23 protein-coding genes are annotated in these 24,297 nt (G+C 63.7%); 16 read left to right on the forward strand and 7 right to left on the reverse strand.

Annotated features, from left to right (window positions below; all coding sequences use genetic code 11):
- The first annotated feature begins 372 nt into the window (after positions 1-372).
- The 8 genes from KCG88_RS17460 (at position 373) to KCG88_RS17495 (ending at position 9,510) form a co-directional block, all read left to right on the forward strand.
- Positions 373-2,406 carry an ABC transporter permease subunit gene (locus KCG88_RS17460; RefSeq protein WP_210712970.1) on the forward strand — a complete coding sequence of 678 codons (2,034 nt, stop codon included), beginning with the start codon at positions 373-375 and terminating at the stop codon, positions 2,404-2,406.
- Between the two features lie 15 nt (positions 2,407-2,421).
- Positions 2,422-4,092 carry a phosphate ABC transporter permease PstA gene (pstA, locus tag KCG88_RS17465; protein ID WP_011064283.1) on the forward strand — a complete coding sequence of 557 codons (1,671 nt, stop codon included), beginning with the start codon at positions 2,422-2,424 and terminating at the stop codon, positions 4,090-4,092.
- A gap of 170 nt (positions 4,093-4,262) precedes the next feature.
- On the forward strand, positions 4,263-5,096 hold the full coding sequence (gene pstB / locus KCG88_RS17470) for a phosphate ABC transporter ATP-binding protein PstB (protein ID WP_011064282.1): 834 nt from the start codon (positions 4,263-4,265) through the stop codon (positions 5,094-5,096).
- A gap of 121 nt (positions 5,097-5,217) precedes the next feature.
- Entirely contained in the window at positions 5,218-5,979 is a 762-nt protein-coding gene (phoU, locus tag KCG88_RS17475; protein ID WP_016964958.1) for a phosphate signaling complex protein PhoU, read from the forward strand.
- A gap of 166 nt (positions 5,980-6,145) precedes the next feature.
- A complete protein-coding gene (locus KCG88_RS17480) occupies positions 6,146-7,105 on the forward strand; it encodes a response regulator (RefSeq protein WP_019093932.1) in 960 nt (319 codons plus the stop codon).
- Positions 7,106-7,909: 804 nt separating this feature from the next.
- Positions 7,910-8,245 carry a type II toxin-antitoxin system RelE/ParE family toxin gene (locus tag KCG88_RS17485; protein ID WP_011064279.1) on the forward strand — a complete coding sequence of 112 codons (336 nt, stop codon included), beginning with the start codon at positions 7,910-7,912 and terminating at the stop codon, positions 8,243-8,245.
- Positions 8,238-8,552: an XRE family transcriptional regulator gene (locus tag KCG88_RS17490; protein WP_047290027.1), complete on the forward strand. Its 315-nt coding sequence runs from the start codon at positions 8,238-8,240 to the stop codon at positions 8,550-8,552. The genes KCG88_RS17485 and KCG88_RS17490 overlap by 8 nt, the downstream gene beginning before the upstream one ends.
- Before the next feature lie 61 nt (positions 8,553-8,613).
- Entirely contained in the window at positions 8,614-9,510 is an 897-nt protein-coding gene (locus KCG88_RS17495) for a M23 family metallopeptidase (RefSeq protein WP_210712797.1), read from the forward strand.
- 37 nt (positions 9,511-9,547) lie between these two features.
- Here KCG88_RS17495 and KCG88_RS17500 read toward each other — a convergent pair whose 3' ends face one another.
- The 3 genes from KCG88_RS17500 to phoB form a co-directional block, all read right to left on the reverse strand.
- Positions 9,548-10,888, reverse strand: coding sequence for a hemolysin family protein (locus tag KCG88_RS17500; RefSeq protein ID WP_047290024.1), 1,341 nt, complete (start codon positions 10,886-10,888; stop codon positions 9,548-9,550).
- Positions 10,889-11,005: 117 nt separating this feature from the next.
- Positions 11,006-12,298 carry a phosphate regulon sensor histidine kinase PhoR gene (gene phoR, locus KCG88_RS17505; protein WP_217438475.1) on the reverse strand — a complete coding sequence of 431 codons (1,293 nt, stop codon included), beginning with the start codon at positions 12,296-12,298 and terminating at the stop codon, positions 11,006-11,008.
- A 128-nt stretch (positions 12,299-12,426) separates the two neighbouring features.
- Positions 12,427-13,116: a phosphate regulon transcriptional regulator PhoB gene (gene phoB, locus KCG88_RS17510; RefSeq protein WP_003177195.1), complete on the reverse strand. Its 690-nt coding sequence runs from the start codon at positions 13,114-13,116 to the stop codon at positions 12,427-12,429.
- 151 nt (positions 13,117-13,267) lie between these two features.
- Here phoB and KCG88_RS17515 point away from each other — a divergent pair, with 151 nt between their 5' ends.
- Positions 13,268-13,651: a hypothetical protein gene (locus KCG88_RS17515; RefSeq protein WP_210712798.1), complete on the forward strand. Its 384-nt coding sequence runs from the start codon at positions 13,268-13,270 to the stop codon at positions 13,649-13,651.
- A gap of 116 nt (positions 13,652-13,767) precedes the next feature.
- On the opposite strand, the gene ubiA is transcribed toward KCG88_RS17515, so the two are convergent.
- The gene (gene ubiA, locus KCG88_RS17520; protein ID WP_210712799.1) at positions 13,768-14,658 is read right to left on the reverse strand and encodes a 4-hydroxybenzoate octaprenyltransferase; all 891 of its coding nucleotides are present in this window, start codon (positions 14,656-14,658) and stop codon (positions 13,768-13,770) included.
- Positions 14,658-15,221 (reverse strand): chorismate lyase, encoded by a 564-nt coding sequence (locus KCG88_RS17525; protein WP_041120419.1) that lies wholly within the window; start codon positions 15,219-15,221, stop codon positions 14,658-14,660. The genes ubiA and KCG88_RS17525 overlap by 1 nt, the downstream gene beginning before the upstream one ends.
- A 215-nt stretch (positions 15,222-15,436) precedes the next feature.
- Between KCG88_RS17525 and KCG88_RS17530 the strand changes: the two genes are divergently transcribed.
- The 7 genes from KCG88_RS17530 (at position 15,437) to KCG88_RS17560 (ending at position 19,159) form a co-directional block, all read left to right on the forward strand.
- The gene (locus tag KCG88_RS17530; RefSeq protein ID WP_011064271.1) at positions 15,437-15,604 is read left to right on the forward strand and encodes a rubredoxin; all 168 of its coding nucleotides are present in this window, start codon (positions 15,437-15,439) and stop codon (positions 15,602-15,604) included.
- Between the two features lie 42 nt (positions 15,605-15,646).
- A complete protein-coding gene (locus KCG88_RS17535; RefSeq protein ID WP_011064270.1) occupies positions 15,647-16,795 on the forward strand; it encodes an FAD-dependent oxidoreductase in 1,149 nt (382 codons plus the stop codon).
- A gap of 189 nt (positions 16,796-16,984) precedes the next feature.
- Positions 16,985-17,260: an HU family DNA-binding protein gene (locus KCG88_RS17540; RefSeq protein WP_011064269.1), complete on the forward strand. Its 276-nt coding sequence runs from the start codon at positions 16,985-16,987 to the stop codon at positions 17,258-17,260.
- 164 nt (positions 17,261-17,424) lie between these two features.
- Positions 17,425-17,949 (forward strand): hypothetical protein, encoded by a 525-nt coding sequence (locus KCG88_RS17545; protein WP_210712800.1) that lies wholly within the window; start codon positions 17,425-17,427, stop codon positions 17,947-17,949.
- Positions 17,937-18,308, forward strand: a complete 372-nt coding sequence (locus tag KCG88_RS17550) for a hypothetical protein (RefSeq protein ID WP_047338133.1) — start codon at positions 17,937-17,939, stop codon at positions 18,306-18,308. Before KCG88_RS17545 ends, KCG88_RS17550 begins: the two co-directional genes overlap by 13 nt.
- Positions 18,309-18,419: 111 nt before the next feature.
- On the forward strand, positions 18,420-18,854 hold the full coding sequence (locus KCG88_RS17555) for a DcrB-related protein (protein WP_047290010.1): 435 nt from the start codon (positions 18,420-18,422) through the stop codon (positions 18,852-18,854).
- A 41-nt stretch (positions 18,855-18,895) separates the two neighbouring features.
- Positions 18,896-19,159, forward strand: coding sequence for a hypothetical protein (locus KCG88_RS17560; RefSeq protein ID WP_210712801.1), 264 nt, complete (start codon positions 18,896-18,898; stop codon positions 19,157-19,159).
- A gap of 24 nt (positions 19,160-19,183) precedes the next feature.
- Here the strand turns inward: KCG88_RS17560 and KCG88_RS17565 are convergent, their stop codons facing one another.
- Together KCG88_RS17565 and KCG88_RS17570 are read right to left on the reverse strand one after the other, a co-directional pair.
- A complete protein-coding gene (locus tag KCG88_RS17565) occupies positions 19,184-19,843 on the reverse strand; it encodes a hypothetical protein (protein WP_047290006.1) in 660 nt (219 codons plus the stop codon).
- Positions 19,844-19,860: 17 nt separating this feature from the next.
- Positions 19,861-24,288, reverse strand: coding sequence for an RHS repeat-associated core domain-containing protein (locus KCG88_RS17570; RefSeq protein WP_210712802.1), 4,428 nt, complete (start codon positions 24,286-24,288; stop codon positions 19,861-19,863).
- Positions 24,289-24,297 lie beyond the last annotated feature (9 nt).

Genomic DNA, 24,297 nt, shown 5'->3' on the forward strand with positions numbered 1-24,297 from the left:
GCCGGCCAGCCGGCTCCTGCAACCTCATTTTTCTGTCCGCTGCCAGCCCTGCTATGCGGCGGATTTGTTGCGTCACTGCATTGTCATCTTTCTGTCATACAGGATCGCTAGGGTGTGCGCATGAATGATCTGGCCAACTCCACCATGACTACGACTTCTCCCCCCAAGCGCATTGACTTCAATACGCCTGAACTGCAACGCAAGCGCCGCATCCGCGCGCTCAAAGACCGCCTGACCCGTTGGTACGTCCTTGTCGGCGGCCTCGCGGTACTGGGTGCTATCACCCTGATCTTCTTCTTCCTTGCCTACGTCGTCGCGCCGCTGTTCCAGGGCGCCGAGCTGACCGCCAAGGACCCTCTGACGCCCGCCTGGATGCAGGACGCCGGCAAGCCGCTGATGTTCTCCCTCGAAGAGCAGAACCAGGTCGGCATGCGCGTCTCCGACAAGGGCCAGGCGCTGTTCTTCGACATCGACAGTGGCGCCGAGCTGCGCAAGGTCGACCTGCCGATCCCGGCGGGCGCCAGCGTCACCTCCATCGGCAAGGACCAGCCCGGCAACCCGCTGGTGGTGGTCGGCCTGTCCAACGGCCAGGCCCTGGTGTTCCGCCACACCTACAAGGTCAGCTACCCGGACGGCAAGAAGACCATCTCGCCGGCCATCGAGTACCCTTACGGCGAAACCCCCATCACCCTCAACGAGCAGGGTGGCGTGCTGGAGCACGTCAACCTCAATGCCACCGATTCGTCGCTGATCGTCGCCGGTTCCACCGGTGCGCAACTGCATGTGCTGAAACTGACTCGCGAAGAGAACATGATGACCGGCGAGGTCACCAGCGAGCAGAGCCGCATCGAGCTGCCGCAGATGACCGAGCCGGTCAAGGCCATGTACATCGACCCGCGCCAGCAGTGGCTGTACGTGGTCAATGGGCGCGCCCAGGCCGACGTTTTCAGCCTGCGGGACAAGAGCCTCAACGGTCGCTACAAACTGCTGGAAGACGCCGATACCGAAGTCACCGCCAGTACCCAGCTGGTGGGCGGCATCTCGCTGATCATCGGTACCTCCAAGGGCGGCCTGGCCCAGTGGTTCATGGCCCGCGACCCGGACGGCGAGCTGCGCCTGAAGCAGATCCGCACCTTCCAGATGGGCACCGCGCCCATTGTTGAAATCACCGCCGAAGAGCGTCGCAAGGGCTTCGTTGCCCTGGACGCCGCCGGCAAGCTCGGGGTGTTCCACAGCACCGCCCACCGCACCCTGCTGGTGGACCAGGTGGTAGACGGCCAGGGCCTGTTCGGCCTGTCGCCACGGGCCAACCGGGTGATCGTCGAGGCCGGCGGCAAGCTGCAGCCCCTGGTGCTCGACAACCCGCACCCGGAAGTGTCCTGGAGCGCGCTGTGGAGCAAGGTCTGGTACGAGAACTACGACGAGCCTAAATACGTCTGGCAATCCACCGCGGCCAACACCGATTTCGAACCCAAGCTGAGCCTCTCGCCCCTGACCTTCGGCACCCTGAAGGCGGCGTTCTACGCCATGCTGCTGGCGGCGCCATTGGCGGTGGCGGCGGCGATCTACACCGCCTACTTCATGGCCCCGGGCATGCGCCGCAAGGTCAAGCCGGTGATCGAGCTGATGGAAGCGATGCCGACGGTGATCCTCGGTTTCTTCGCCGGCCTGTTCCTCGCGCCTTATGTCGAAGGCCACTTGCCGGGCATCTTCAGCCTGCTGCTCCTGCTGCCGATCGGCATCCTGGTGGCGGGTTTCGCCTGGAGTCGTTTGCCCGAGTCGTTGCGCCTTAAAGTGCCGGAAGGCTGGGAAAGCGCGATCCTGATCCCGGTGATCATTTTCGTCGGCTTCCTCTCGCTGTACATGAGCCCGTTCATGGAGAACTGGTTCTTCGGCGGTGACATGCGCATGTGGATCTCCCACGACCTGGGGATCACCTACGACCAGCGCAACGCCCTGGTAGTGGGTCTGGCCATGGGCTTTGCGGTGATCCCGAACATCTACTCGATCGCCGAAGACGCCGTGTTCAGCGTGCCGCGGGGCTTGACCCTGGGCTCCCTGGCCCTGGGCGCCACGCCGTGGCAGACCATGACGCGGGTGGTGATCCTCACCGCCAGCCCGGGGATCTTCTCGGCGCTGATGATCGGCATGGGCCGCGCCGTGGGCGAGACCATGATCGTGCTGATGGCCACCGGCAACACCCCGGTCATGGAAATGAACCTGTTCGAAGGCCTGCGCACCCTGGCCGCCAACGTCGCGGTGGAAATGCCCGAATCGGAAGTCGGCGGCAGCCACTACCGCGTGCTGTTCCTCTCGGCGCTGGTGCTGCTGCTGTTCACCTTCATCATGAACACCCTCGCCGAGCTGATCCGTCAGCGTCTGCGCAAGAAATACTCGTCGCTTTAAGAAAGGTAGAAGTCTGTGAAACAGAACTCCCTAAAAGACTGGTTCAAGAGCGGCGCCCCCGGCGTCTGGATCAGCGGTGGCGCGGTGTCCATCGCGGTCATCATGACCATTGGCCTGCTGGCGGTGATCGCTGTGCGTGGCCTCGGCCACTTCTGGCCGGCCGACCTGGTGCACGCCAACTACGACGTTCCGGGCCAGGCCAACCACCTGGTCATCGGTGAAGTGGTGCAGAAGGAAGAAGTGCCCCGGGCGCGCCTGAAGAGTGCCGGCCTGCCGGTGCCCGACCAGGGCCCGGAGTTCATGACCCGCGAGCTGATCAAGGTCGGTAACCGTGACCTGAACGGCAACGACTTCACCTGGATCGTCGGCGAGTGGCTGACCAACCAGAGCTACCCCAAAGAGCTGATGGCCATCGAGCGCCGTGAGTGGGGCAACTTCTACGGCTACCTGGTCAACGTGAAGGAAAGCGGCAAGGTGATCGCCGAAGGCGAAGCCGCCTGGCCCGAGCTGCAAGCGCGGATCGACCGGGTGAACAAGCTGGCCGCCCAGCTCAAGACCCTGGAGAAATCCGACATCGGCGCCATCAACGCCGGCCTGGAACGCATCCGCCTGCACGGCCGCAAGCTGGAGCTGGACGGCAAGCTGGATGCCGCGGCCCAGGCCGACATGGATGCCGAGCGCGCCGAGCTCAACGCCCGCTACCAGGACATCGAGGCGCGCCTGAGCGACCTGCACGCCCAGTTCAACCGCGACAGCCTGACCGCCCGTGATGCCAACGGCAAGGAAGTGGAGATCGGCCTGGGCAAGGTGGTGCACGCCTACCAGCCGAACGCCATGGGCACCTTCACCAAGATCGGCTTCTACTTCAGCAAGGTCTGGGAGTTCCTCAGCGATGACCCGCGCGAAGCCAACACCGAGGGCGGCATTTTCCCGGCCATTTTCGGCACCGTGATGATGACCCTGATCATGGCCATGATCGTCACCCCGTTCGGCGTGCTGGCAGCGGTCTACCTGCGTGAATATGCCAAGCAGAACACCCTGACCCGGGTGATCCGCATTGCGGTGAACAACCTGGCGGGGGTTCCGGCCATCGTCTACGGCGTGTTCGGCCTGGGCTTCTTCGTCTACGTTCTGGGCGGCTCCGTGGACCGCCTGTTCTTCCCCGAAGCCTTGCCGGCGCCGACCTTCGGCACCCCGGGCCTGCTCTGGGCTTCCCTGACCCTGGCGCTGCTGGCGGTGCCGGTGGTGATCGTGGCCACCGAAGAAGGCCTGGCGCGGATTCCCCGCACCGTGCGCGAAGGGTCCCTGGCCCTGGGTGCGACCAAGGCCGAGACCCTGTGGAAGATCGTCCTGCCCATGGCCAGCCCGGCGATGATGACCGGGATGATCCTCGCGGTGGCCCGCGCTGCCGGTGAAGTAGCGCCGCTGATGCTGGTGGGCGTGGTGAAGCTGGCGCCGTCGCTGCCGCTGGACGGCAACTACCCGTACCTGCACCTGGACCAGAAGATCATGCACCTGGGCTTCCACATCTACGACGTCGGCTTCCAGAGCCCCAACGTCGAGGCGGCGCGGCCGCTGGTGTACGCCACCGCGCTGCTGCTGGTGCTGGTGATCGCCACCCTGAACCTGTCGGCGGTGTGGATCCGTAACCACCTGCGCGAGAAATACAAGGCACTGGACAGCTGATCGGCTGGCTTGTGTAGGAGCTGGCTTGCCAGCGAAGGCGCCCGCAAGGGCGACGCAGGGCTTCAAGGCCTCTTCGCCGGCAAGCCGGCTCCTACGGAACAGAATGATGTCGCCGCAGGCCCGATGCCTGCGGTTCACGACAAACGAATTGGTAGCACAGGGAGCATCCCATGCAACACGAAGCACACACTCATGGCATCAACATGTCCGCCCTGGGCCGCGACAAGCAGAGCCTGAGCCTGGAACAGGAAACCGTGGCCATCGAAGTGCCCGGCCTGAGCCTGTACTACGGCGAGAAACAGGCGCTGTTCGACGTCAGCATGAACATCCCCAAGCAGCGCGTGACCGCCTTCATCGGCCCGTCCGGTTGCGGCAAGTCGACCCTGCTGCGCACTTTCAACCGCATGAACGACCTGGTGGACGGCTGCCGCGTAGAGGGTGCGATCAACCTCTACGGCAACAACATCTATCGCAAGGGCGAAGACGTGGCCGAGCTGCGTCGCCGGGTCGGCATGGTGTTCCAGAAGCCCAACCCGTTCCCCAAGACCATCTATGAAAACGTGGTCTACGGCCTGCGCATCCAGGGCATCAACAAGAAGCGCGTGCTCGACGAAGCCGTGGAGTGGGCCCTCAAGGGCGCGGCGCTGTGGGACGAGGTCAAGGACCGCCTGCACGATTCGGCCCTGGGCCTGTCCGGCGGTCAGCAACAGCGTCTGGTGATCGCCCGGACCATCGCCGTGGAACCGGAAGTGCTGCTGCTGGACGAGCCCTGCTCGGCCCTGGACCCGATCTCGACCCTGAAGGTCGAGGAGCTGATCTATGAGCTCAAGTCCAAGTTCACCATCGTCATCGTGACCCACAACATGCAGCAGGCGGCGCGGGTTTCCGACTACACCGCCTTCATGTACATGGGCAAACTGGTGGAGTTCGGCGACACCGACACGCTGTTCACCAACCCGGCGAAGAAGCAGACCGAAGACTACATTACCGGGCGCTATGGCTAGAAGGCAGCTGCCAGCCGCAGGTTTAACGCGGCGCAACAGAGGCGGTGCGCGACATCCGGATCACTATTTAACTGCTTGAAGCTTGCGGCTTGAAGCTTGCAACTTTCGCGGAGCGAACACGATGATTTCGAAGGAAGGCTTAACCCACCACATCTCCCAGCAGTTCAATGCCGAGCTGGAAGAAGTACGCAGCCATCTGCTGGCCATGGGCGGGCTGGTGGAGAAGCAAGTCAATGACGCGGTCACCGCGCTGATCGAGGCCGACTCCGGCCTGGCCCAGCAGGTGCGCGAGATCGACGACCAGATCAACCAGATGGAGCGCAATATCGACGAGGAATGCCTGCGCATTCTCGCCCGTCGCCAACCGGCGGCCTCGGACCTGCGTTTGATCATCAGCATCTCCAAGTCGGTGATCGACCTGGAGCGCATCGGCGACGAAGCCACCAAGATCGCCCGCCGGGCCATCCAGCTCTGCGAAGAGGGCGAGGCCCCGCGTGGCTACGTGGAAGTGCGGCATATCGGCGATCAGGTGCGCAACATGGTGCGCGATGCCCTGGACGCCTTTGCCCGCTTCGATGCCGACCTGGCGCTTTCGGTGGCCCAGTACGACAAGATCATCGATCGCGAATACAAGACCGCGCTGCGCGAGCTGGCCACCTACATGATGGAAGACCCGCGCTCTATCTCGCGGGTTCTGAGCATTATCTGGGTGCTGCGCTCGCTGGAGCGGATCGGCGATCACGCGCGCAACATTTCCGAGCTGGTGATTTACCTGGTGCGCGGCACCGATGTGCGCCATCTGGGACTCAAGCGCATGAAGGAAGAAGTTGAAGGCACAAGTGGCGAATCCGCTAATGTTCCGGATCAAGCTGACGATAAGTAAGAGTGCCCTAGAAGAGCGCCCGGCCCTTTGGCCGGGCGTTTTTGTTTGGGCGCCTCAAAATTGAAAAGCAGCACCCGCGAACGAAAAGTCCCGGCGTGACTGAAGAGTTTTGGCAAAGTGCCATCAGCCAGCGTTATGCTTGCCGGGATTTTTAAAGGGGTGGTCGATGAGTAAGGTAAGTGTGTTGGTGGTGGATGACGCTTCGTTCATTCGTGACCTGGTGAAGAAGTGCCTGCGCAACTACTTCCCTGGCATCAAGATCGAAGACGCGATCAATGGCAAGAAGGCCCAGGCGATGCTCGCCCGTGAAGCCTTCGACCTGGTCCTGTGCGACTGGGAAATGCCGGAAATGTCCGGCCTTGAGCTGCTGACCTGGTGCCGTGAGCAAGATGCGCTGAAGGCCATGCCGTTCATCATGGTCACCAGCCGGGGCGACAAGGAAAACGTGGTGCAGGCGATCCAGGCCGGGGTTTCCGGTTATGTGAGCAAGCCTTTTACCAACGAACAGCTGCTGACCAAGGTCAAGCAGGCGCTGAACAAGGTCGGCAAGCTCGACACCTTGATGAACAGCGCGCCGACCAAGATGAACTCGGCCTTTGGCAACGACTCCCTGAGCGCCCTGACCGGCGGCAAGCCGGCGGTGGTGGGGGCGGCTTCGGCTCCGGTCAATCCTTTCGCCAAACCGGCGGCTGCCGCCCCGGCTCCAGCTCCAGCGGCAGCAGCGCCGGCCCGCGGTTTGCTCAACAGCCCTCCGGTCAAGGCCCCGGCGCCTGCGGCAGCGGCCGGTGGTGGTCGTGGCCAGGGCCAGCTGCGGCTGTCCAGCGGCAACCAGCAGTGTGTGATCAAGGCCCTGAGCATCAAGGAAGCCTTGCTGGTGGTGAAGCGCACCGACAGCCTGCCCCAGGTGCTGGAGAGCGCGGTGCTGGACCTGGAGCAGGGCGACAACGCCGAAGTGGCGCGGCTCAATGGCTACCTGCATGCGGTGGTGGCCTTTGAACCCAAGCCGGACAGCGAGTGGCTGCAGCTGACTTTCCGTTTCGTGGACCAGGATGCCCAGAAGCTCGACTACATCTCCCGCCTGATCGCCCGCGGCACCGCACAGAAGCACTTCGTTCCCGGCGCCTGATCCTTGCCAGCCGCCTCGCTGTAGGAGCTGGCTTGCCAGCGAAGGCGCCCGCAAGGGCAGCACAAGGCTTGAAGGCCTCTTCGCCGGCAAGCCGGCTCCTACGGTGGCAGGTGTGTAAGCCGCGAGAACACCCTCTTGCTGTGTAGGAGCTGGCTTGCCAGCGAAGGCGCCCGCAAGGGCAGCACAAGGCTTGAAGGCCTCTTCGCCGGCAAGCCGGCTCCTACGGTGGCAGGTGTGCAAGCCGCGAGAACACCCTCTTGCTGTGTAGGAGCTGGCTTGCCAGCGAAGGCGCCCGTAAGGGCAGCACAAGGCCTGAAGGCCTCTTCGCCGGCAAGCCGGCTCCTACGGTGGCGGGTGCGTAAGCCGCGAGAACACCCTCTTGCTGTGTAGGAGCTGGCTTGCCAGCGAAGGCGCCCGCAAGGGCAGCACAAGGCCTGAAGGCCTCTTTGCCAGCAAGCTGGTTCCTACGGTGATGGGAGGCAGCGGAAATCTGCTGAAAACACTTTCCCACTACGGGCTTTTGCCGGCCGCCGAGGCGGGCTGCCGCGTCATCCCGCTATCGAGCGAGCAACTCGCAACATAGGCCGTAACCCTCAAGCCACAAGGCGTGCGCCGTCCCCCTCGGCACTCTCTGCCGTACGTCAGGTTAATTTCTTTGCGCTTGATTTATATCTGTTTGGATATAGATTTCAAGGGGCGCTCTTTGTTGCTCATCTCTTGCGGCCATGCCTTGAAACAACCCGGCGCGGCGGGTCCTGGCCGTGTTGATTAGCCTTGTTCCTGGTCATTAACAGGAGAGGTTCGATGCCCAGGCACAAGGATGTGGTGTTTGTCGGGAGCGCGCTGCGGGATCTCAGGGCGTTCCCTGAAGATGCCCGTCGGGCCGCCGGTTTCCAGCTGGATCTGCTGCAGCAGGGTGAACAGCCCTACGATTGCAGGTCGGTGAAAACCATTGGCCCGGGCGTTTTCGAGATCAGGATCCATGAGGATTCAGGGGCGTTTCGGCTGTTCTATGTGGTCCGGCGGGCCGCGGCCATTTATGTGCTGCACGCGGTGCGCAAGACCACCCGCAAGACCGAGGCGCGGGATATAGAGCTGGCTCGTGCCAGATACCAGGAAACAGGTTCACGCCATGACTGACCAACCGATCAACCAGCGCTTTGCCAGTGTCTGGGATGCCCTTGAAGCCACCCCCCAGGAGGCCGCCAACATGCGCCTGCGGGCCAAGCTGATGCTGGAACTGGGCAAGACCGTGCAGGCCTGGGGGGTGTCGCAGAAGGAGGCGGCCAAGCGCCTCAATATCACCCAGCCCCGGCTCAACGATGTGCTCAGCGGCAAGATCAACAAGTTCTCCCTCGATGCGCTGGTCAACCTCTGCGAGGCGGCGCAACTGGGGGTGGACATCCACTTCGGAGCTGGCGGCATTGAACCCCTGGCGCCCGCCTGATTCATACAAGCTCCATATCAGGCTGCTAGCGTGATTCCACCCTCTGCCAAGAAGCTGCCGAATGTTTGTGCGCCTGCTGTTTTTCTGTGGATTGTCTTTAGCCGCCACGTCGCTGGCGGCGATGACTGTGTACAAGTCCATCGACGCCAATGGCGTGGTCTCCTACAGCGACCGACCTTCGCCGGGGGCCCAGGCGTTCGTGTTCCGCGACCGCATGGTGGAGCACCTTGAGCACCAGGTGCGCCTGGATATCCAGAAGCACAGGGGGGTGGATGCGGTGTATGTGCGCAATGACCTGTATGCCCCGGTGGAAGTGGAATTGAGCTTTGCCGGGTTGAACAATGTTAGCGGCGCTCCGGGGCAGCCGATCCGCCAAGTGCTGCCGGCCCGCAGCAGGCAGCGCCTGGCGCTGCTCACGGCGATTCGCGCCGACCAGCCTCTGAGCTATGCCCCCAGGTTCCGTTATTCCCTGGGGGATCCGGCAGGCGCCACCCAGGCCTATCGCTACCCGCTGCCCTGGCGTGGCGGGCCGTTTCGCCTGACCCAGGGCGCCAACGGCCAATACAGCCATTTCAGCCCCAAGAGCCGCTATGCGATGGATATCGCCATGCCGGTGGGTACGCCGATCATTGCCGCCCGGGGCGGGGTGGTGGTGAAGACCGAGAACGCCCAGAACGGGCGGGGCAATAACCCGGCGGGCAATTTCGTCCGGGTGCTGCACGACGACGGCACCATGGGCGTGTACCTGCACCTCAAGCAGGGTTCGGTCAGCGTGCGGGAGGGCCAGCGAGTGGCGGTGGGCAGCGCCCTGGGGCTGTCGGGCAACACCGGCAACAGCAGTGGGCCGCACCTGCATTTCGTGGTGCAGCGCAATACCGGGTTGGGGCTGGTGTCGATTCCCTATCAGTTCAACCAGCCCCTGGGGGATTTGCCGAATTTTGCCCTGGGCAACCAATAACCTGCCCGTAGGAGCCGGCTTGGCGGCGAAAGGGCCGTCAATCCAGCATCAGCACCTTGGCCAGGATGATCTTCGGTCCCTTCATCTTCTTGATGATGATGCGCAGGCCTTCGACCTCCAGTACTTCTTCCTCTTCCGGCACCCGTTTCAGGGTTTCGTACACCAGGCCGGCGAGGGTTTCGGCCTCGATATGGTCCAGGTCGATGCCCAGCAGGCGTTCCACCTTGAACAGCGGGGTGTCACCGCGCACCAGCAGCTTGCCCGGCTGGTAGGCCAGGATGCCGCGCTCGGTCTTGCGGTGTTCGTCCTGGATATCGCCCACCAGCACTTCAAGCACGTCTTCCATGGTCAGGTAGCCAATGACCTTGCCGTCGGCTTCTTCCACCAGGGCGAAGTGCGAGCCGCCCTTGCGGAACTGCTCCAGCAACTGCGACAGCGGCATGTGCCGGGATACACGCTCCAGCGGGCGGGTCAGCTCGGCCAGGTTGAACGACTCGGGAATGTGGTCCAGGGCCGCCAGTTCCAGCAGCAGGTCCTTGATGTGCAGCAGGCCGACGAACTCGTTGCGCTCGCTGTCGTAGACCGGGTAGCGGCTGAACTTGTGGCGGCGGAACAGGGCGAGGATTTCCTTGAGCGGCGCGTTGAACTCGACGCTGATCAGGTCTTCCCGGGAATTGGCCCAGTCCACCACTTCCAGTTCGCCCATTTCCACTGCCGAGGCCAGTACGCGCATGCCCTGGTCACTGGGGTCCTGGCCGCGGCTGGAGTGCAGGATCAGCTTGAGCTCTTCACGGCTGTAGTGGTGCTCGTGGTGCGGGCCGGGCTCGCCCTGGCCGGCGATGCGCAAGATGGTGTTGGCGCTGGCGTTGAGCAGGTAGATGGCCGGGTACATCAGCCAGTAGAACAGGTACAGCGGCACCGCCGTCCACAGCGACAGCAGCTCCGGCTTGCGGATCGCCCAGGATTTGGGCGCCAGCTCGCCGACCACGATGTGCAGGTAGGAAATGATGAAGAACGCGGTAAAGAACGACACGCCGCGGATCACTTCCGGGGAGCTCACGCCCACCGCGCCCAGCAGCGGTTCCAGCAGATGGGCGAAGGCCGGCTCACCGACCCAGCCCAGGCCCAGGGAGGCCAGGGTGATGCCCAGCTGGCAGGCCGAGAGGTAGGCGTCGAGCTGGCTGTGCACGGTGCGCAGGATCTGCCCGCGCCAGCCGTTCTTGTGGGCAATGGCCTCGACCCGGGTCGAGCGCAGCTTGACCATGGCGAACTCCGCCGCAACGAAAAAGCCGTTGAGCAGGACCAGGATCAGAGCAAAAAGAATCATGCCGAAGTCGGCGAAAAGAGACGCGAGGGTAAAACCAGGGGAAGGGTCCATGATGGAGTTTTGCGGGTTCCGTGTATTCGAAAAGGAAGGAAATGCGGTGCCTGAAAGGCAGGCACAAGTTACGCAATGTAGCGGCTGACAGGGCAATTGCCTAGGGGCGAGTGGCTGTCAGCGCTGGTCGGTCAGGCTCTGGGTGCGGTTTTTCTTCACTTGGGCCGGAACGAAATGGCAGGTGAAGGTGCTGCCGTGGCCCAGCACGCTGCTGATCTCCAGGCGCGCACGGTGGCGCAGCAGCACATGCTTGACGATGGCCAGGCCCAGGCCGGTGCCGCCGGTGTTGGAGTTGCGGCTCGAATCCACCCGATAGAAGCGTTCGGTGAGGCGCGGCAGGTGCTTGTTGTCGATGCCGATCCCCGAGTCCTGCACGCTCAGGTGCGCCCCCTGTTCGTCGCCCCACCAGCGAATGCGGATATTGCCTTCGGCCGGGGTGTATTTCACTGCGTTGAACACCAGGTTGGAGAAGGCGCTGCGCAGCTCCGCCTCGCTGCCCTTGAGTTGTACCGAGGCATCGGCTTCCAGGGTGATGCGCTGGTTGCGTTCCCCGGACAGCGCCTGGGCGTCGCTCTTGATCGATTGCAGCAGCACGTCGATGGGCACTGGCTGGTTGTCCGACGGGTAGTCCGTGGCCTCCAGCTTGGCCAGCAACAGCAGGTCGTTGAGCAAGGTCTGCATGCGTCCGCCTTGCTGCTGCATCTGCTGCAGAGCGCGGCTCCAGCGCGGGTTCACTTCCTCGACGTTGTCCAGCAGGGTCTCCAGGTAGCCGCAGATCACCGTCAGCGGTGTGCGCAGCTCGTGGGAGACGTTGGCGATGAAGTCCTTGCGCATCTGTTCCAGCTGGTGGATGCGGGTTACGTCGCGCACCAGCATCAGGTGCTCGTTGTTGCCGTAGCGGGTGATATAGAGCTGGATGCGTACCCGGTCGTTGGCCGGGGAGGGGATTTCCAGCGGCTCGGCGTAGTTGTCCTGCTCGAAGTATTCCTTGAAGCGCGGATGGCGCACCAGGTTGGTCACCGGCTGGCCGCTGTCCTGGGGCGTCTTGAGCCCCAGCAGGGTCTCGGCGGCGCGGTTCCACCATTCCAGGTTGCCGTCGCTGTCGAGCATGATCACCGCGTCCTTAAGGGCCGCGGTGGACTCCTGGACCCGGTCGATCACCGCCTGCAGGCGCCCGCGCACCCGCTGATCGCGGCGTTGCAGGTGGTAGATGCTGTCGAACACCTCGCCCCACAGGCCATAGCCGTCGGGGGGCGCTTCGTCGGGTTGATGCAGGCGCAGCCATTCGTGCAGGCGCAGCAACTGCTTGAGGGTCCAGGCCAGGTAGATGCCCAGGCCGGCGGCCAGGCTCCAGCCGTAGTAGCCGCTGATCAGGCCCACCAGCAGGCAGCCGGTGATCAACAGCAACATGTGGCGAATCAGGGTGCCATGCCAGTTTTGATTCACTTGAAACACGTCCGTGGAGGGTGGCGCAGCTCCAAGCTGCAAGTGTTGAAGCGGTCACTCATCGGCGTGCCGCTCTTTGCTTGCCGCTGCCGTCAGGCCTTGGTGGAAAAACGATAGCCGGTGCCGCGCACGGTTTGTACCAGATTCTCGTAGGCATCGCCCAGGGCCTTGCGCAGCCGGCGGATATGCACGTCCACGGTGCGTTCCTCGACGTACACGTTGCCGCCCCAAACCTGGTCCAGCAACTGGCCACGGGTGTAGGCGCGCTCCTGGTGGGTCATAAAAAATTGCAGCAGGCGGTATTCGGTAGGGCCCATTTCCGCGGGCTTGCCGTCGATGGTCACCCGGTGGCTGATGGGGTCCAGCAGCAGGCCGCCGACTTCGATTGGCGCTTCGCCATCGGTAGGGCCGGCACGGCGCAGCACGGCCTTGAGGCGGGCCACCAGTTCGCGCGGGGAGAACGGCTTGGTGATGTAGTCGTCGGCGCCGACTTCCAGGCCCTGGATCTTGTTGTCCTCTTCGCCCTTGGCGGTGAGCATGATGATCGGGATGTCCCCGGTCAGCTCGTCGCGCTTGAGGCGCCGCGCCAGCTCGATACCGGAAGTACCGGGCAGCATCCAGTCCAGCAGGATCAGGTCCGGCTTGCGGTCGACGATGATGGCATGGGCCTGCTGAGAGTTCTCTGCCTCCATGCAGTCATAGCCGGCCATTTCCAACGCAACGGCGATCATTTCGCGAATAGGCGCTTCGTCGTCAACGATCAGAATGCTTCTGCCAACCATGCTTGAACCTCTTGTCATTTAACTGTCTTGCGCCGCATTAGATAACGGAATTATTGCAGTCGTGTGACAGTATTTCAGGTCGCGGGGCGGGGCGCTGCTTCGTCGACTAAGCTTTGAGTCCGATTCCTGACAACCACAAAAGAAGGTTTCCATGACTCTGTTCAAGCAATCGTTGAAAGTCCTTTTGGTAGGCGCTGCCCTGGCCCTGCCGACATTCGCCCTGGCCGCCGACCCGGCGATGAGCAAGGACGGTGTGCTGGTGGACCACAAGGGCATGACCCTCTACACCTTTGCCAAGGATGCCGACGGCAAGTCCATGTGCAATGACAAATGCGCTGCCAACTGGCCGCCGCTGATGGCCGAGGGCAGTGACAAGGCCATGGGCAAGTGGACGGTGATCAAGCGTGACGACGGCAAGATGCAGTGGGCCTACGACGGCAAGCCGCTGTACGGCTTCGTGATGGACAAGAAGGCCGGTGACATGACCGGCGAAGGCAAGATGGACGGCGCCTGGAAGGTCGCCAAATCCGACTGACCTCCCGCCGCCCTCCGGGCCATTCGCAGCTTGCGGCAGCGGCTACACCGATCCCTGTAGCCGCTGCCGAGCCATGGCGAAGCTGCGAAAAGGCCCGCAGGGCCTTGCTTGACGGTCTAGCGCAATGCGTAATCCAGCACCACCCCGACAAAGATCGCCAGGCCCGCCCAGTGGTTGTGCAGGAAGGCCTTGAAGCACTTCATCCGGTCGCGATCCCGGGTGTACCAGAACTCCCAGGCGAAACACGCCGCCGCCACCGCCAGCCCCAGGTGGAACCAGCCCCCCAGGTTGAACCGTGCCCCGGCCAGCAGCAGGCAGCCCAGGGACAGGCCCTGCAGGGTCAGAATGATTACCCGGTCGGCATCGCCGAACAGGATCGCCGTGGACTTGACCCCGATTTTCAGGTCGTCATCGCGGTCGGTCATGGCGTAGTAAGTGTCGTAGCCCACGGTCCACAGCAGGTTGGCGATGTACAGCAGCCACGCGGTGGCCGGCAGTTCGCCGTTCTGCGCGGTGAAGGTCATCAGGATGCCCCAGGAATACGCCGCCCCCAGCACCACCTGTGGGTAATAGGTGTAGCGCTTCATGAAGGGGTAGCAGGCCGCCAGAGCCAGGGCGCCGAACGACAGCCAGACCGTGGTGGCGTTGGTGCACAGCACCAGCAGGAAGGCTGCGCCCATGAGGATCGCGAACAGTGCCAGGGCTTCCTTGGCGCTGACCTTGCCGGTGGCCAGGGGCCGCTGGTCGGTGCGCTTGACCTGGCCGTCGACCTTGCGGTCGGCGAAGTCGTTGATGGCGCAGCCGCCGGCCCGGGTCAGGATCACGCCGAAGGTGAAAATCAGCACATGGCTCAGGGACGGCTGGCCCTCGGCGGCGATCCACAGCGCCACCAGGGTTGGCCATAGCAGCAGATAGATGCCGATGGGCTTGTCCATGCGCGCCAGTTGCAGGAAGTCCCAGGCCCGCGGGTGCAGGCGATTGAGGGATTTGAGCAGGCTCAGGTACATCAGCAGGCCTCCGGTCGGGCGTCTATGGCGGTCCACAGGCTGGGCAGGAAGATTTCCGCCACCAGCAGGCTCAGGGGGCCGCGGTCAAAGCGTGAGCGACGGCCCCACAGGCCGTTGTCGGCAACGGCAGCGGGCAGCCAGTGCCGGGGGTAGCGGCAGACTTCGATGGGCTGGCGGGTAAAGGCCTGGTCGCAGAACAGCAACTCGCCCAGGGAGCGGCTGCCCAGTTCGTCGATATTCAGGCCGCCTTCGAGCAGGGCACTGCGGGCGGCGACGCTACGGGCGAACACCCAGGCCTGGCCGTGCCCGCGCAAGTACACCTCGCGCACCCAGCCTTCGCTCTGTTCGGGCAGGCCCAAGGCGGCGCATTCGTCGTTGCGCAGGGTTTGCCACTCTTGCACCAGCGGGGTGACGCTGAAGGCGTTGTGGGACAGCCGGGTCAGGCGCCGGGTCAGCGACCCTTCATCGAACAGCCAGTTGGCAACGGCTGCGCCGGGGAAGGGGGACAAACGGCTTTGCACCAGCCAGGTGGGGGCCGGGGCGGGGGGCATTGAGTGCGGCACAGTGGGTCAGTATTGGCAGCAAATGAGGCGGCGAGCTTAGCATGGCGATCGCCGGTTTTGATTGATCCAGCGCGCCCGGCGGCACGAACGTGCTTGCATCTGCCGGTAGTGATCAGTAAAAAACCCCAGTGCCGGACGCTGATCAGCGTGGCCTTCTAGAGTCGATCCATCGACCGACCCACCGGCGAAGCCTGAACCCTTGAGGAAATGCATCAATGAAAAAGTGGCAATGTGTGGTCTGCGGCCTGATTTACAACGAAGCGGAAGGCTGGCCGGACGACGGTATTTTGCCGGGTACCCGTTGGGAAGATGTGCCCGCGGACTGGCTCTGCCCGGACTGCGGCGTGGGCAAGATGGATTTCGAAATGATCGAGATCGCTTGATCGACTTTTGTGGCTTGAACAACCAATAACAAGGAGCAGGGAATGAGCGCACCGGTAGTGATCGTGGGGACGGGCCTGGCGGGTTACAACCTGGCCCGGGAGTTTCGCAAGCTCGACAGCGAGACGCCGCTGCTGTTGATCACTGCCGACGATGGCCGTTCCTACTCCAAGCCGATGCTGTCCACCGGCTTCGGCAAGAACAAGGACGCCGACGGCCTGAGCATGGCCGAGCCTGGCGCCATGGCCGAGCAGCTCAAGGCCGAGGTCCGCACCCACACCCGCATCAGCGGCATCGACCCGGGCCACAAGCGCCTGTGGATCGGCGAGGAAGCGGTGGCCTATCGCGACCTGATCCTGGCCTGGGGCGCGGAAACCGTGCGGGTGCCGGTGCAGGGCGACGCATCCGAGCTGATTTTCCCCATCAATGACCTGGAAGACTACGCGCGCTTTCGCAGCGCCGCGGCCGGCAAGCGTCGGGTGCTGCTGCTGGGCGCCGGGCTGATCGGCTGCGAGTTCGCCAATGACCTGATCCTCGGCGGCTACAGCGTGGACCTGGTGGCACCTTGCGAGCAGGTGATGCCGACCCTGCTGCACCCGGCCGCAGCGGCGGCGGTCCAGGCCGGGCTGGAGAGCCTGGGCGCGCGCTTCCACCTGGGCCCGGTGCTCAACCGCCTGCAGCGCAGCGCCGACGGTCTGGAAGCCCACCTGTCCGATGGCCAGGTGATCGCCTGCGACCTGGTGGTCTCGGCCATCGGCCTGCGCCCGCGCATCGACCTGGCGGCTGCCGCCGGGCTGGTGGTCAATCGCGGAGTGGTGGTGGACCGCGAGCTGAAAACCTCCCACGCCAATATCTACGCCCTGGGCGATTGCGCCGAGGTCGACGGGCTCAACCTGCTGTACGTGATGCCGCTGATGAGCTGCGCCCGGGCGCTGGCGCAGACCCTGGCGGGCAAGCCGACCGCGGTCAGCTACGGGCCCATGCCGATCACCGTCAAGACTCCGGTCTGCCCCCTGGTGGTGTCGCCGCCGCCCCGTGGGGCCGAAGGCGTATGGACCGCCGAAGGGCAGGGGGCCGACATCAAGGTCCTGTGCCGCAACGCCGATGGCCAGTTGCTGGGCTACGCCCTGACCGGGGCCGCGGTGATGGAGAAACTGGCCCTGAACAAGGAACTTCCTGCGTTGCTGGCTTAAATACCGGTCGTTCTGTCGGAATAACCCGGTTCTTGCCCCCACAAAGGTCGCGGGGAGACTGGCGCCACTCTCAAGCGCGTGCCATCCTCACACCCGTCTGCCGCAGCGTAGAGCCTGCGGCGCCTTGGGCGCTGTTCCCGTGAACAGCACGGACATAACAACAAAAAACCGTCAAAGAGGCTTCACACTATGCGTAAACCAGAACTCGCCGCAGCCATTGCTGAAAAAGCGGACCTGACCAAAGAGCAGGCCAATCGCGTGCTCAACGCCATTCTTGAAGAGATCACCGGGGCTCTGCACCGCAAAGACAGCGTCACCCTGGTTGGTTTTGGCACCTTCCTGCAACGTCACCGTGGCGCCCGCACCGGCAAGAACCCGCAGACCGGCGAGCCGGTAAAGATCAAGGCCAGCAACACCGTGGCATTCAAACCGGGCAAGTCGCTGAAAGACAGCGTCAACCCATAAGCATTGAGCGCGCTCCCGGCAGCGGGAGCACGCAGGGGAAATAGGCACGCCGAGCGCATCGGGTGCCTATTTTTTTGCCTGCCGTGTGCCCGTAGATGTTCTTGCGAAGCCGCGTTGGCGTGGCTAGGATGCGCGATCGTTCGATTTTTGATCTAAGGCCAAGGATGACCCGCCCCACTGACAGCCCCCTTTCATGGGCCGCACTGCTGCACGGCCTTGCAAGCCCCGGTTCAGTTGCCCTGATTGTGGGCTGCCTGTTCAGCCTTGGCCTGTCATCGGCCGCTGCCGGCAACGACTCGCGACTGCAGCAGATCGGCTATCGCGAGGCCCTCAGCTGGTTCCACAGCCAGAAATACGACAGTTCCGGCGCCTGGCTCTGCGGCTATTCCCTGGCCCGCGAGGACTACAGCGTGGCGCCCAAGGCTCCGCGCCTGCTGGTGGAAGTGGACCAGCGCTTTCTTTACCTCAAGACCGCCGGCCAGCTGGTGGAACTCACCGGCGCCGCCCAGGGCCCGGAACGCAGCGAGTACCAGAACACCGGCGCTCATATCCGGGTCACCCTGAACATTCTCAAACGCAACAATTTCAGCGAGTACCAGGAGTCTCACGACCGCCAGGTGCTGGCGCGCATCGAGATGAACGACCAGGTCGAAACCCTCACCCTCAAGGGGCAATCATGCGGTATCTGAACCTGACAGGCCTGGGCCTGCTGATTGCCTGCGCGGCCACGCCCGCCCTGGCGGAGGAATCGAACCCGGGCAAGGGTTGCTACGGCTACCTCACCGAACTGGTACGCAGCAGCGATTTTCCCTACCGCGACTTCACTACCCCGGAGCACCTCAAGCTGCTGATCGACCGCGACGATGGCGACCAGCTGAGCCTGCAGCTGTTCTACGAAACCTCCGGCAGCGGGATCATCGGCTGGGTCCGCTACGACGTGCCGCAGCAGGCCCTGTGGAACGTCAGCATCGACCCCGAAGAGCCCCAGGCCCTCAAGTTCGATCAAGGCTTCGCCCGTGCCTACGCGTCCTGCCTGGAAGCGCGTTGAGGGGCCGCGGCCGCTGGGCAGAGTTGCCGAGTGGTTCCTTGATTGTTGCCGGCGGTTGCCTGAATATTTGCCACTCTCCGAATCACTCTTTCAGCATGGAACGCCAAACTCTTGTCCAGCTATCGCATTCAAGAAGCCGATCTCGATATTCCTGACGCCTGGCAGGACCAGAGCATCAATATCTTCAAGCTGCCGGCCGTCGGCGGTGCCCAGGAAGCCAGCTTCGTCATCAGCCGCGACCCGAGCCAGGGCGACGCCGCCTTTGCCGATTATGTCGCCGCGCAGCTGAATGCTGCCGAGCAGCAACTGCCAGGTTTCAACCTGATCAAGCGCTGGGACTTCGACATGCACGGCCATGCCGCGGTGCTGCTGGACTACAGCTGGAAACGCGAAGGGCGCGAGCTGATGCTGCGCCAGGTCTTCATCGAGCGTAAGCCGGCCGTGCTGATCACCACCCTGACCACCACGGTCAACGACCTGGTGCATCATGAACCGGCCTGGAAACAGGCCATGCAGAGCCTCAAGCCGCAGCCTTCGAAAGCCTGATCGGTCCCTGCCCTGAGGCGCATTGCCCGGTAGGAACCGACATGAAGTTCAACGATCTGTTGGTCAACCGCGAAGAGATGTTCGCGATGGGCATCGAGGAATCCACCGGCCAGTACTACCTGACCTTTCCGGTGAGCCTTGGGGTGGTCGAGTACGAGGAGTACTACGCCATCGAGCGCGCGACCTTCGACCTGTTCGAACAGGATCTGCAGGCCGCGCTGGCGTTCGTCAGCCGTGCCAGAAAGCGCGAGCTGGACGCGTTGCTGATCATCAAGCCGGGCAAGAATCGCGGCACGGCGATTTGAGCCCAAGCCCGGTGGTTCATCGCTTCAGGCAAGCGGGGCTTGGAAAACCACTGTGCCAAAGCTGTTCTTGACGATATAGCCGGTGTCGGTCACTTCGGCGGTCTTGAAGAAATCGCGGCGGTCGATCAGCCCTGGAATATCGTTCATGCAGATCTTTTCCACGGCCTCGGCGCCCGGCCGGGTGACCGCGCAGTACCAGGCTTCGCCGACGGCCGAATCAAGGCGCCGGAAAATCTCGAAGCGGGTTTTTCGGTCCTTGCTGCTTTTACTCAGCTTCTTGATGGGCAGGGTCAACTGGAACTGGGTCTGAGCGACGGCGTCGGCGGTGGCGTTGATTGCGTCGACCGCTTGTGCATTTTCGCCTTTGCGGGTGGCAATCGCGATCAGGTTCTGTCGCAGCAACTCCAGCAATTGGCGGTTCTGCGTGTCGGGGTCCTGGGCCAGGAAGTGTTTGAAGTCAAAATCCTCAATGAACACACAGGTGGCGCCCAGCACGTTGTCGAACGCCTCTTCGTCTCCCTGCGGTCCCAGCGCTACGGTTATCTTGCTGCTGCCGTCGACTTCGATTTTCGGCAGCAAGGCCATGAAGATTTCAGTGAGCGGGTGGCTCAGCTGGCGCAGGCGGATTCCCACCGTGCGGGGGGCGGCGTCACTTTCCTGGAGGGTCAGCATGTTGAGTTTCATGGGGGGCGCTGTGCCTTCTAGCGGTTGTCTGGCGTGCCGTATAGTTTCGTGTAGCCATCTCGAGTGTCAACTTGCGTCACCGGCCTCTTGTGGATGGGAGAGGGCGGTTTGCCTCTGTTGCGGGCACCGTATTTGTCGGTGATTTTCCGCTCGGTGGCCTTGGCCTGGACCCGGCTCTTGTTCTTCTCCACGATCACGGCCTTGTAACGTCCCGGCGTCGGTTTGTTGAGCTCGGCCAACTGTGTGTTCGCCCGGGGGGACGTGCCGTTCTTGTTCAGGGGCTGGCCACTGATCCCCGGTTTCAGCATCTTCCCCGTCCGCGTATCGACGATCACATACACGTGGTTGGGCTTGGTGCTCGCGTTGCTGTTGCCATGGACTTTGCCGCGGGCGCCCGCGGTGCCGCACGGCGCCAGGCCCAGCGGATCGATCCAGCCGAAAGGGTTGTCGGCGTAGGTGTAGGCATTGATGCCACCGCCCAGGCCGATCGGGTCCGGGGTGGTGAAGCGCCCGATGTCGGGGTCGTAATAACGCAGGATGTTGTAGTGCAGGCCGGTTTCCCGGTCCAGGTACTGGCCCTGGAAGCGCAAGTTCTGCTCTTCGATGTAATAGGGCTCGCGTACCTCTTCCACGGTGTTGCCCCAGACCTGATAGCGTGCGCGCCAGACCTCGTGGCCGTCGCTTTCGGTCAACTGTTCCGGCAGCCCGCTGGGGTCGTTGTGGTAGTAGCGGATCTTCTGCTGCGCAGCCTCTCCATCGACCCGGGCCAGGGGCTCGTATTCATCCTCGGCATAGATGTACAGGCTACTCCGGGCATCACTGTGCTCCTGCAGTAGCCGCATGCCTTCCCAGGTAAAGCGGGTTTCGCCCAGCAACAGTCCCTGGCTGTCGTAGACGCGCTTGGCGATGCGTCGCCCCAGCGGGTCGTAGCTCATGCGCACCCGGGTTTCTCTGCCCGCGCTTTGGTTGTGCACCTCGACCAGTCGGTGTTCAGCGTCATAGGTGAAATGCTGCACGCCGCGGCGGGCGCTGCGTTTCTCGCTCAGGCGGCCAAAGGCATCGTAGCGATAGCGCTTGTCCTGGTAGGTCAGCAGTTGATTGTGCCGCACTCTGCCGGTGCCGGCTTGCGGGCCATCGAGCAGGTTGGCCGCAGCGTCATAGGCGAAGGTTTCGTTTTGGCCGATCAGGCGTCCCTGGCTGGCGATGATGCGGCCGCTGGCGTCGTAACTCAGCAGTTGCCGATCTTGGCCATTGGCGTGTCGTTCTTCGCGCCCGATCAGGTTGTCGCCAGGGTCGAATTCGAAATGCCGCTGTGCCTTTGCCGGCAGTGTTGGTGCCCTAGTTGACGCCATACCGAGCGTGCGCGAGCGCAGACGGCCGCAGCGATCGTATTCGCTGGTGGTGCTGAGCCGGCCCTGGGTGCGCAGCACCTCGCGGTGCAGGCGGTCGCGCTCGAAATCGCTGACCAGCTGGCCGTCGAGGTTGATCTGGTGCAGGTGACCGCTGCCGTAATACAGGCGATTGAGTGGGCGGCCATCGGGCAGGCGGGTCTGGATCAGGTTGCCCAACTCGTCGTACTGATGCTGCAGGAGCCCCGATCCACTCTGTTCCTCCACCAGTTGGCCGAGGGCGTTATAGACAAAGCCGAGCCTGTGCTGCTGACCGTCGTTGGCAATGAATTCAACGCTGCTCAGTTGGTCCAGCGGGTCGTAGCTGTAGCGGGTCTGGCCGTCGTTGGTGAGCTTGGCGACCAGCCGTCCCGCCGCGTCACGTTGCAGTTGATGAACGATCGGCGCCGTTTGGTCCGGGTGCTGGGGCGCGGCCACGAACTCTATGCGGACGGGGTTGTCCAGGGCGTCATAGGCATAGTGGCGGACGCTGCCGTCCAGGTTTCGCTGGGCGACCAGGCGATCGCCCGCATCCCAGGAAAAACCATAGCTCTCGCCGTTCTCGTTGGTCAGGCTCAGCAGGCGCCCAAAGCTGTCGTAATTGAAGCGCACCTGGCGACCCAGGGCGTCGATACGCTGCTGCACCTGGCCTTGGCGGTCGTACTGGTAGCCAGTGGCGTGTCCGGCCGGATCGATATAAGCGATCAGTTGGCCACTGGCATCGCGCTGGAAGCGTTCCACGCGCCCGTCCGCCAACTGGCTGTTGAGCAGGTAGCCGTTGGCGTCGTGTTCATAGGTCTGGCGCTCACCCAGGGCATTGGTCACGACCTGCAGGTTGCCCCGCCAGTCGTAGCCGAACGTGGTGGGGTAACCCGAGCAGTCCACATGCTTGACCAACTGCCCGACGGCGTTCCAGGACAGTTGCTTGCGCTTGCCGGTGGCGTCGGTCAGCTCCACCACCTGGCCCCTGGCATCGTGCCGGTAACAGGTGGCATGGCCCAACGGGTCGGTCTCGCGAATGCAATTGCCGCGTTTGTCGTAGTCGTAGCTCCAGCTGTTGCCCGCCGCGTCGGTATGAATCCGGGGCAGGGCCCAGTGTTCCAGCCACAGGGTGGTTTCGGAGCGCCCCAGCGGGTCGGAGCCCGAGCACAGGTTGCCGGCTTCGTCATAGCCGAAGCGGTACTGGCCGCCCTGTGGATCGGTGGCGCCGAGCAGCTGGCGCTCGTCGTTCCACTCAAAGCACCAGGTCAGGCCCAGGTTGTCGGTGTATTCGGTGATCTGCTGCTGGGCATTCCAGCGCCGGCTGCTCTGGCGTTGCAGGTTGTCGATGATCAGGGTGGTGCCGGCCTGCAGGTCGTAAGCGAAGCGGTACTCGGCGCCCTCGTCGGTCCAGTGCCGGCTCACCCGCCATTCGCGCTCGTCGATGCAGGCCCATTCATAGAAACAGCGCAGGCCGCTGGGCAACTGGTGCTCGATCATGCGCCGGCCGCTGTCGTAGGCGAAGCGCCGCTGCACCAGGTTGTCGACGTCGCGAACCTGTGCCAGATCGCCCTGGGCATCGTAGTCGTAGCCGGCCAGTTGCTCGCGCTGCTGATCGGGATACAGGCGGTCGATCCGCGCCACGCGCTGTGGCCACTGGCTGCTGTAGGTCAGCTCCACCCGGATCAGCCGGTCGGCGTCATGCAGGGCACAGAGGCGTCCCAGCGGGTCGTAGTCGATGTGGATGCGGTTGTCGTTGCGGTCTCCCAGCAGGCAGAGGCGTAGCCTGGAAGCCTGGGTCGGGCTCGCTTCGAACAGGCGGTACAGGCCATCCACGCCCTCGATCAGCAAACGTCCGTCGGTATGGCGCCTGACGCTCAGACCCTCGCCAGGGCTGAACACGGCCGCGCCCGGGGCGATCCAACCCATATCGATGCGCCGGCCCTGCTCGTCGCAGTAGATCAGGCTCTGACCGCCTTCGGCGTGGGGCACAAGCTCCACGCTCACCTCGTAAGGCACGCTCCAGCCGGCCCCGAACATCCCGTCGCGGCGCAGATCATGGCTGTTGTAGAAGCGTTGCCAGGCTATTTCCAGAAGGCCGGGGAGGATGAAATCCAGGTCGTGGTCGTCACCCAGCACCTTGGCCCCGGTGGCGGCATGCACCGGGTTCGGCGAACCGGAGATGGCTTGGGTCAGCGCATTGGTGGCCTGGCCGACGACAAAGGAGTTGACCCCGGCCATCAGCATGCATGGCAGGTTGCTCCAGAACTTGCCCTTGCCGCCCTTGAGCATCAGCAGCGCGGTCATGGCAAGGCCCACGCCGGGGGTCTTGCCGCTGCGGATCTCGCGCACCACCACCGAACCGCCGCCGATGGTCACGTCAGGGGAGATTGGCCCCGCAGACACCACCTTGGCGTCGCACGTGCTGCGATCGCCGCTGCGCACCGCCGGCTGGCCTTCGATGCTGACCTTATCCGAACCCTCGGCCAGGTACTGTGGCGGCATCGGCGGGTGCTTGGTGCAGGTCACCAGGTCCAGGTCCTTGGGAGTGGTTCCGGGCGCGGGGTAGGCCACGGTGGGCCGCCACATCTGGGCGAAGAACTCCTTGGCCATGTCGATAAAGCCGGATTCTTCCTCGGGGGTGGCCGAAGGCGTATCGGTGGCTTCGCCTTCCTCGGCGCCGTCGCCGCTGATGTGCGAGGGCGGTGCGGTGCCGGCAGCGCGGGCCGCGGGCTTGTTGTTGGTCAGCACCTTGTTCGAGCCGCTGGCGATGGTGGCCTGGATCGAGGGCGGGAACAACGCATTGGCCAGGCCCTCGCATAAACTGCTCAGGCCCTTGTCGGCTCCGGTCTTGTTCATCGCCACGCCGACCGCAATGCTCACCACCAGTCCCAGCACACAGGCGCCGAGGCCACCGGTGGCCAGGCTGATACCCACCGCCGCGGCCACTGCCATGGTGGCCAGGGTGCCAATGGCGATGGTGGCCGCCACCTCCAGCACACCGCCGAGAATGTCGGCCATCATCGAGGTGTGTTCCAGCCCGTCACCCAGGCGGGCGGCCCACAGTGCGTCAGACATGGCCCTGCC

It is taken from the genome of Pseudomonas sp. MWU349, from assembly GCF_017947325.1.
GTDB lineage: Bacteria > Pseudomonadota > Gammaproteobacteria > Pseudomonadales > Pseudomonadaceae > Aquipseudomonas > Aquipseudomonas protegens.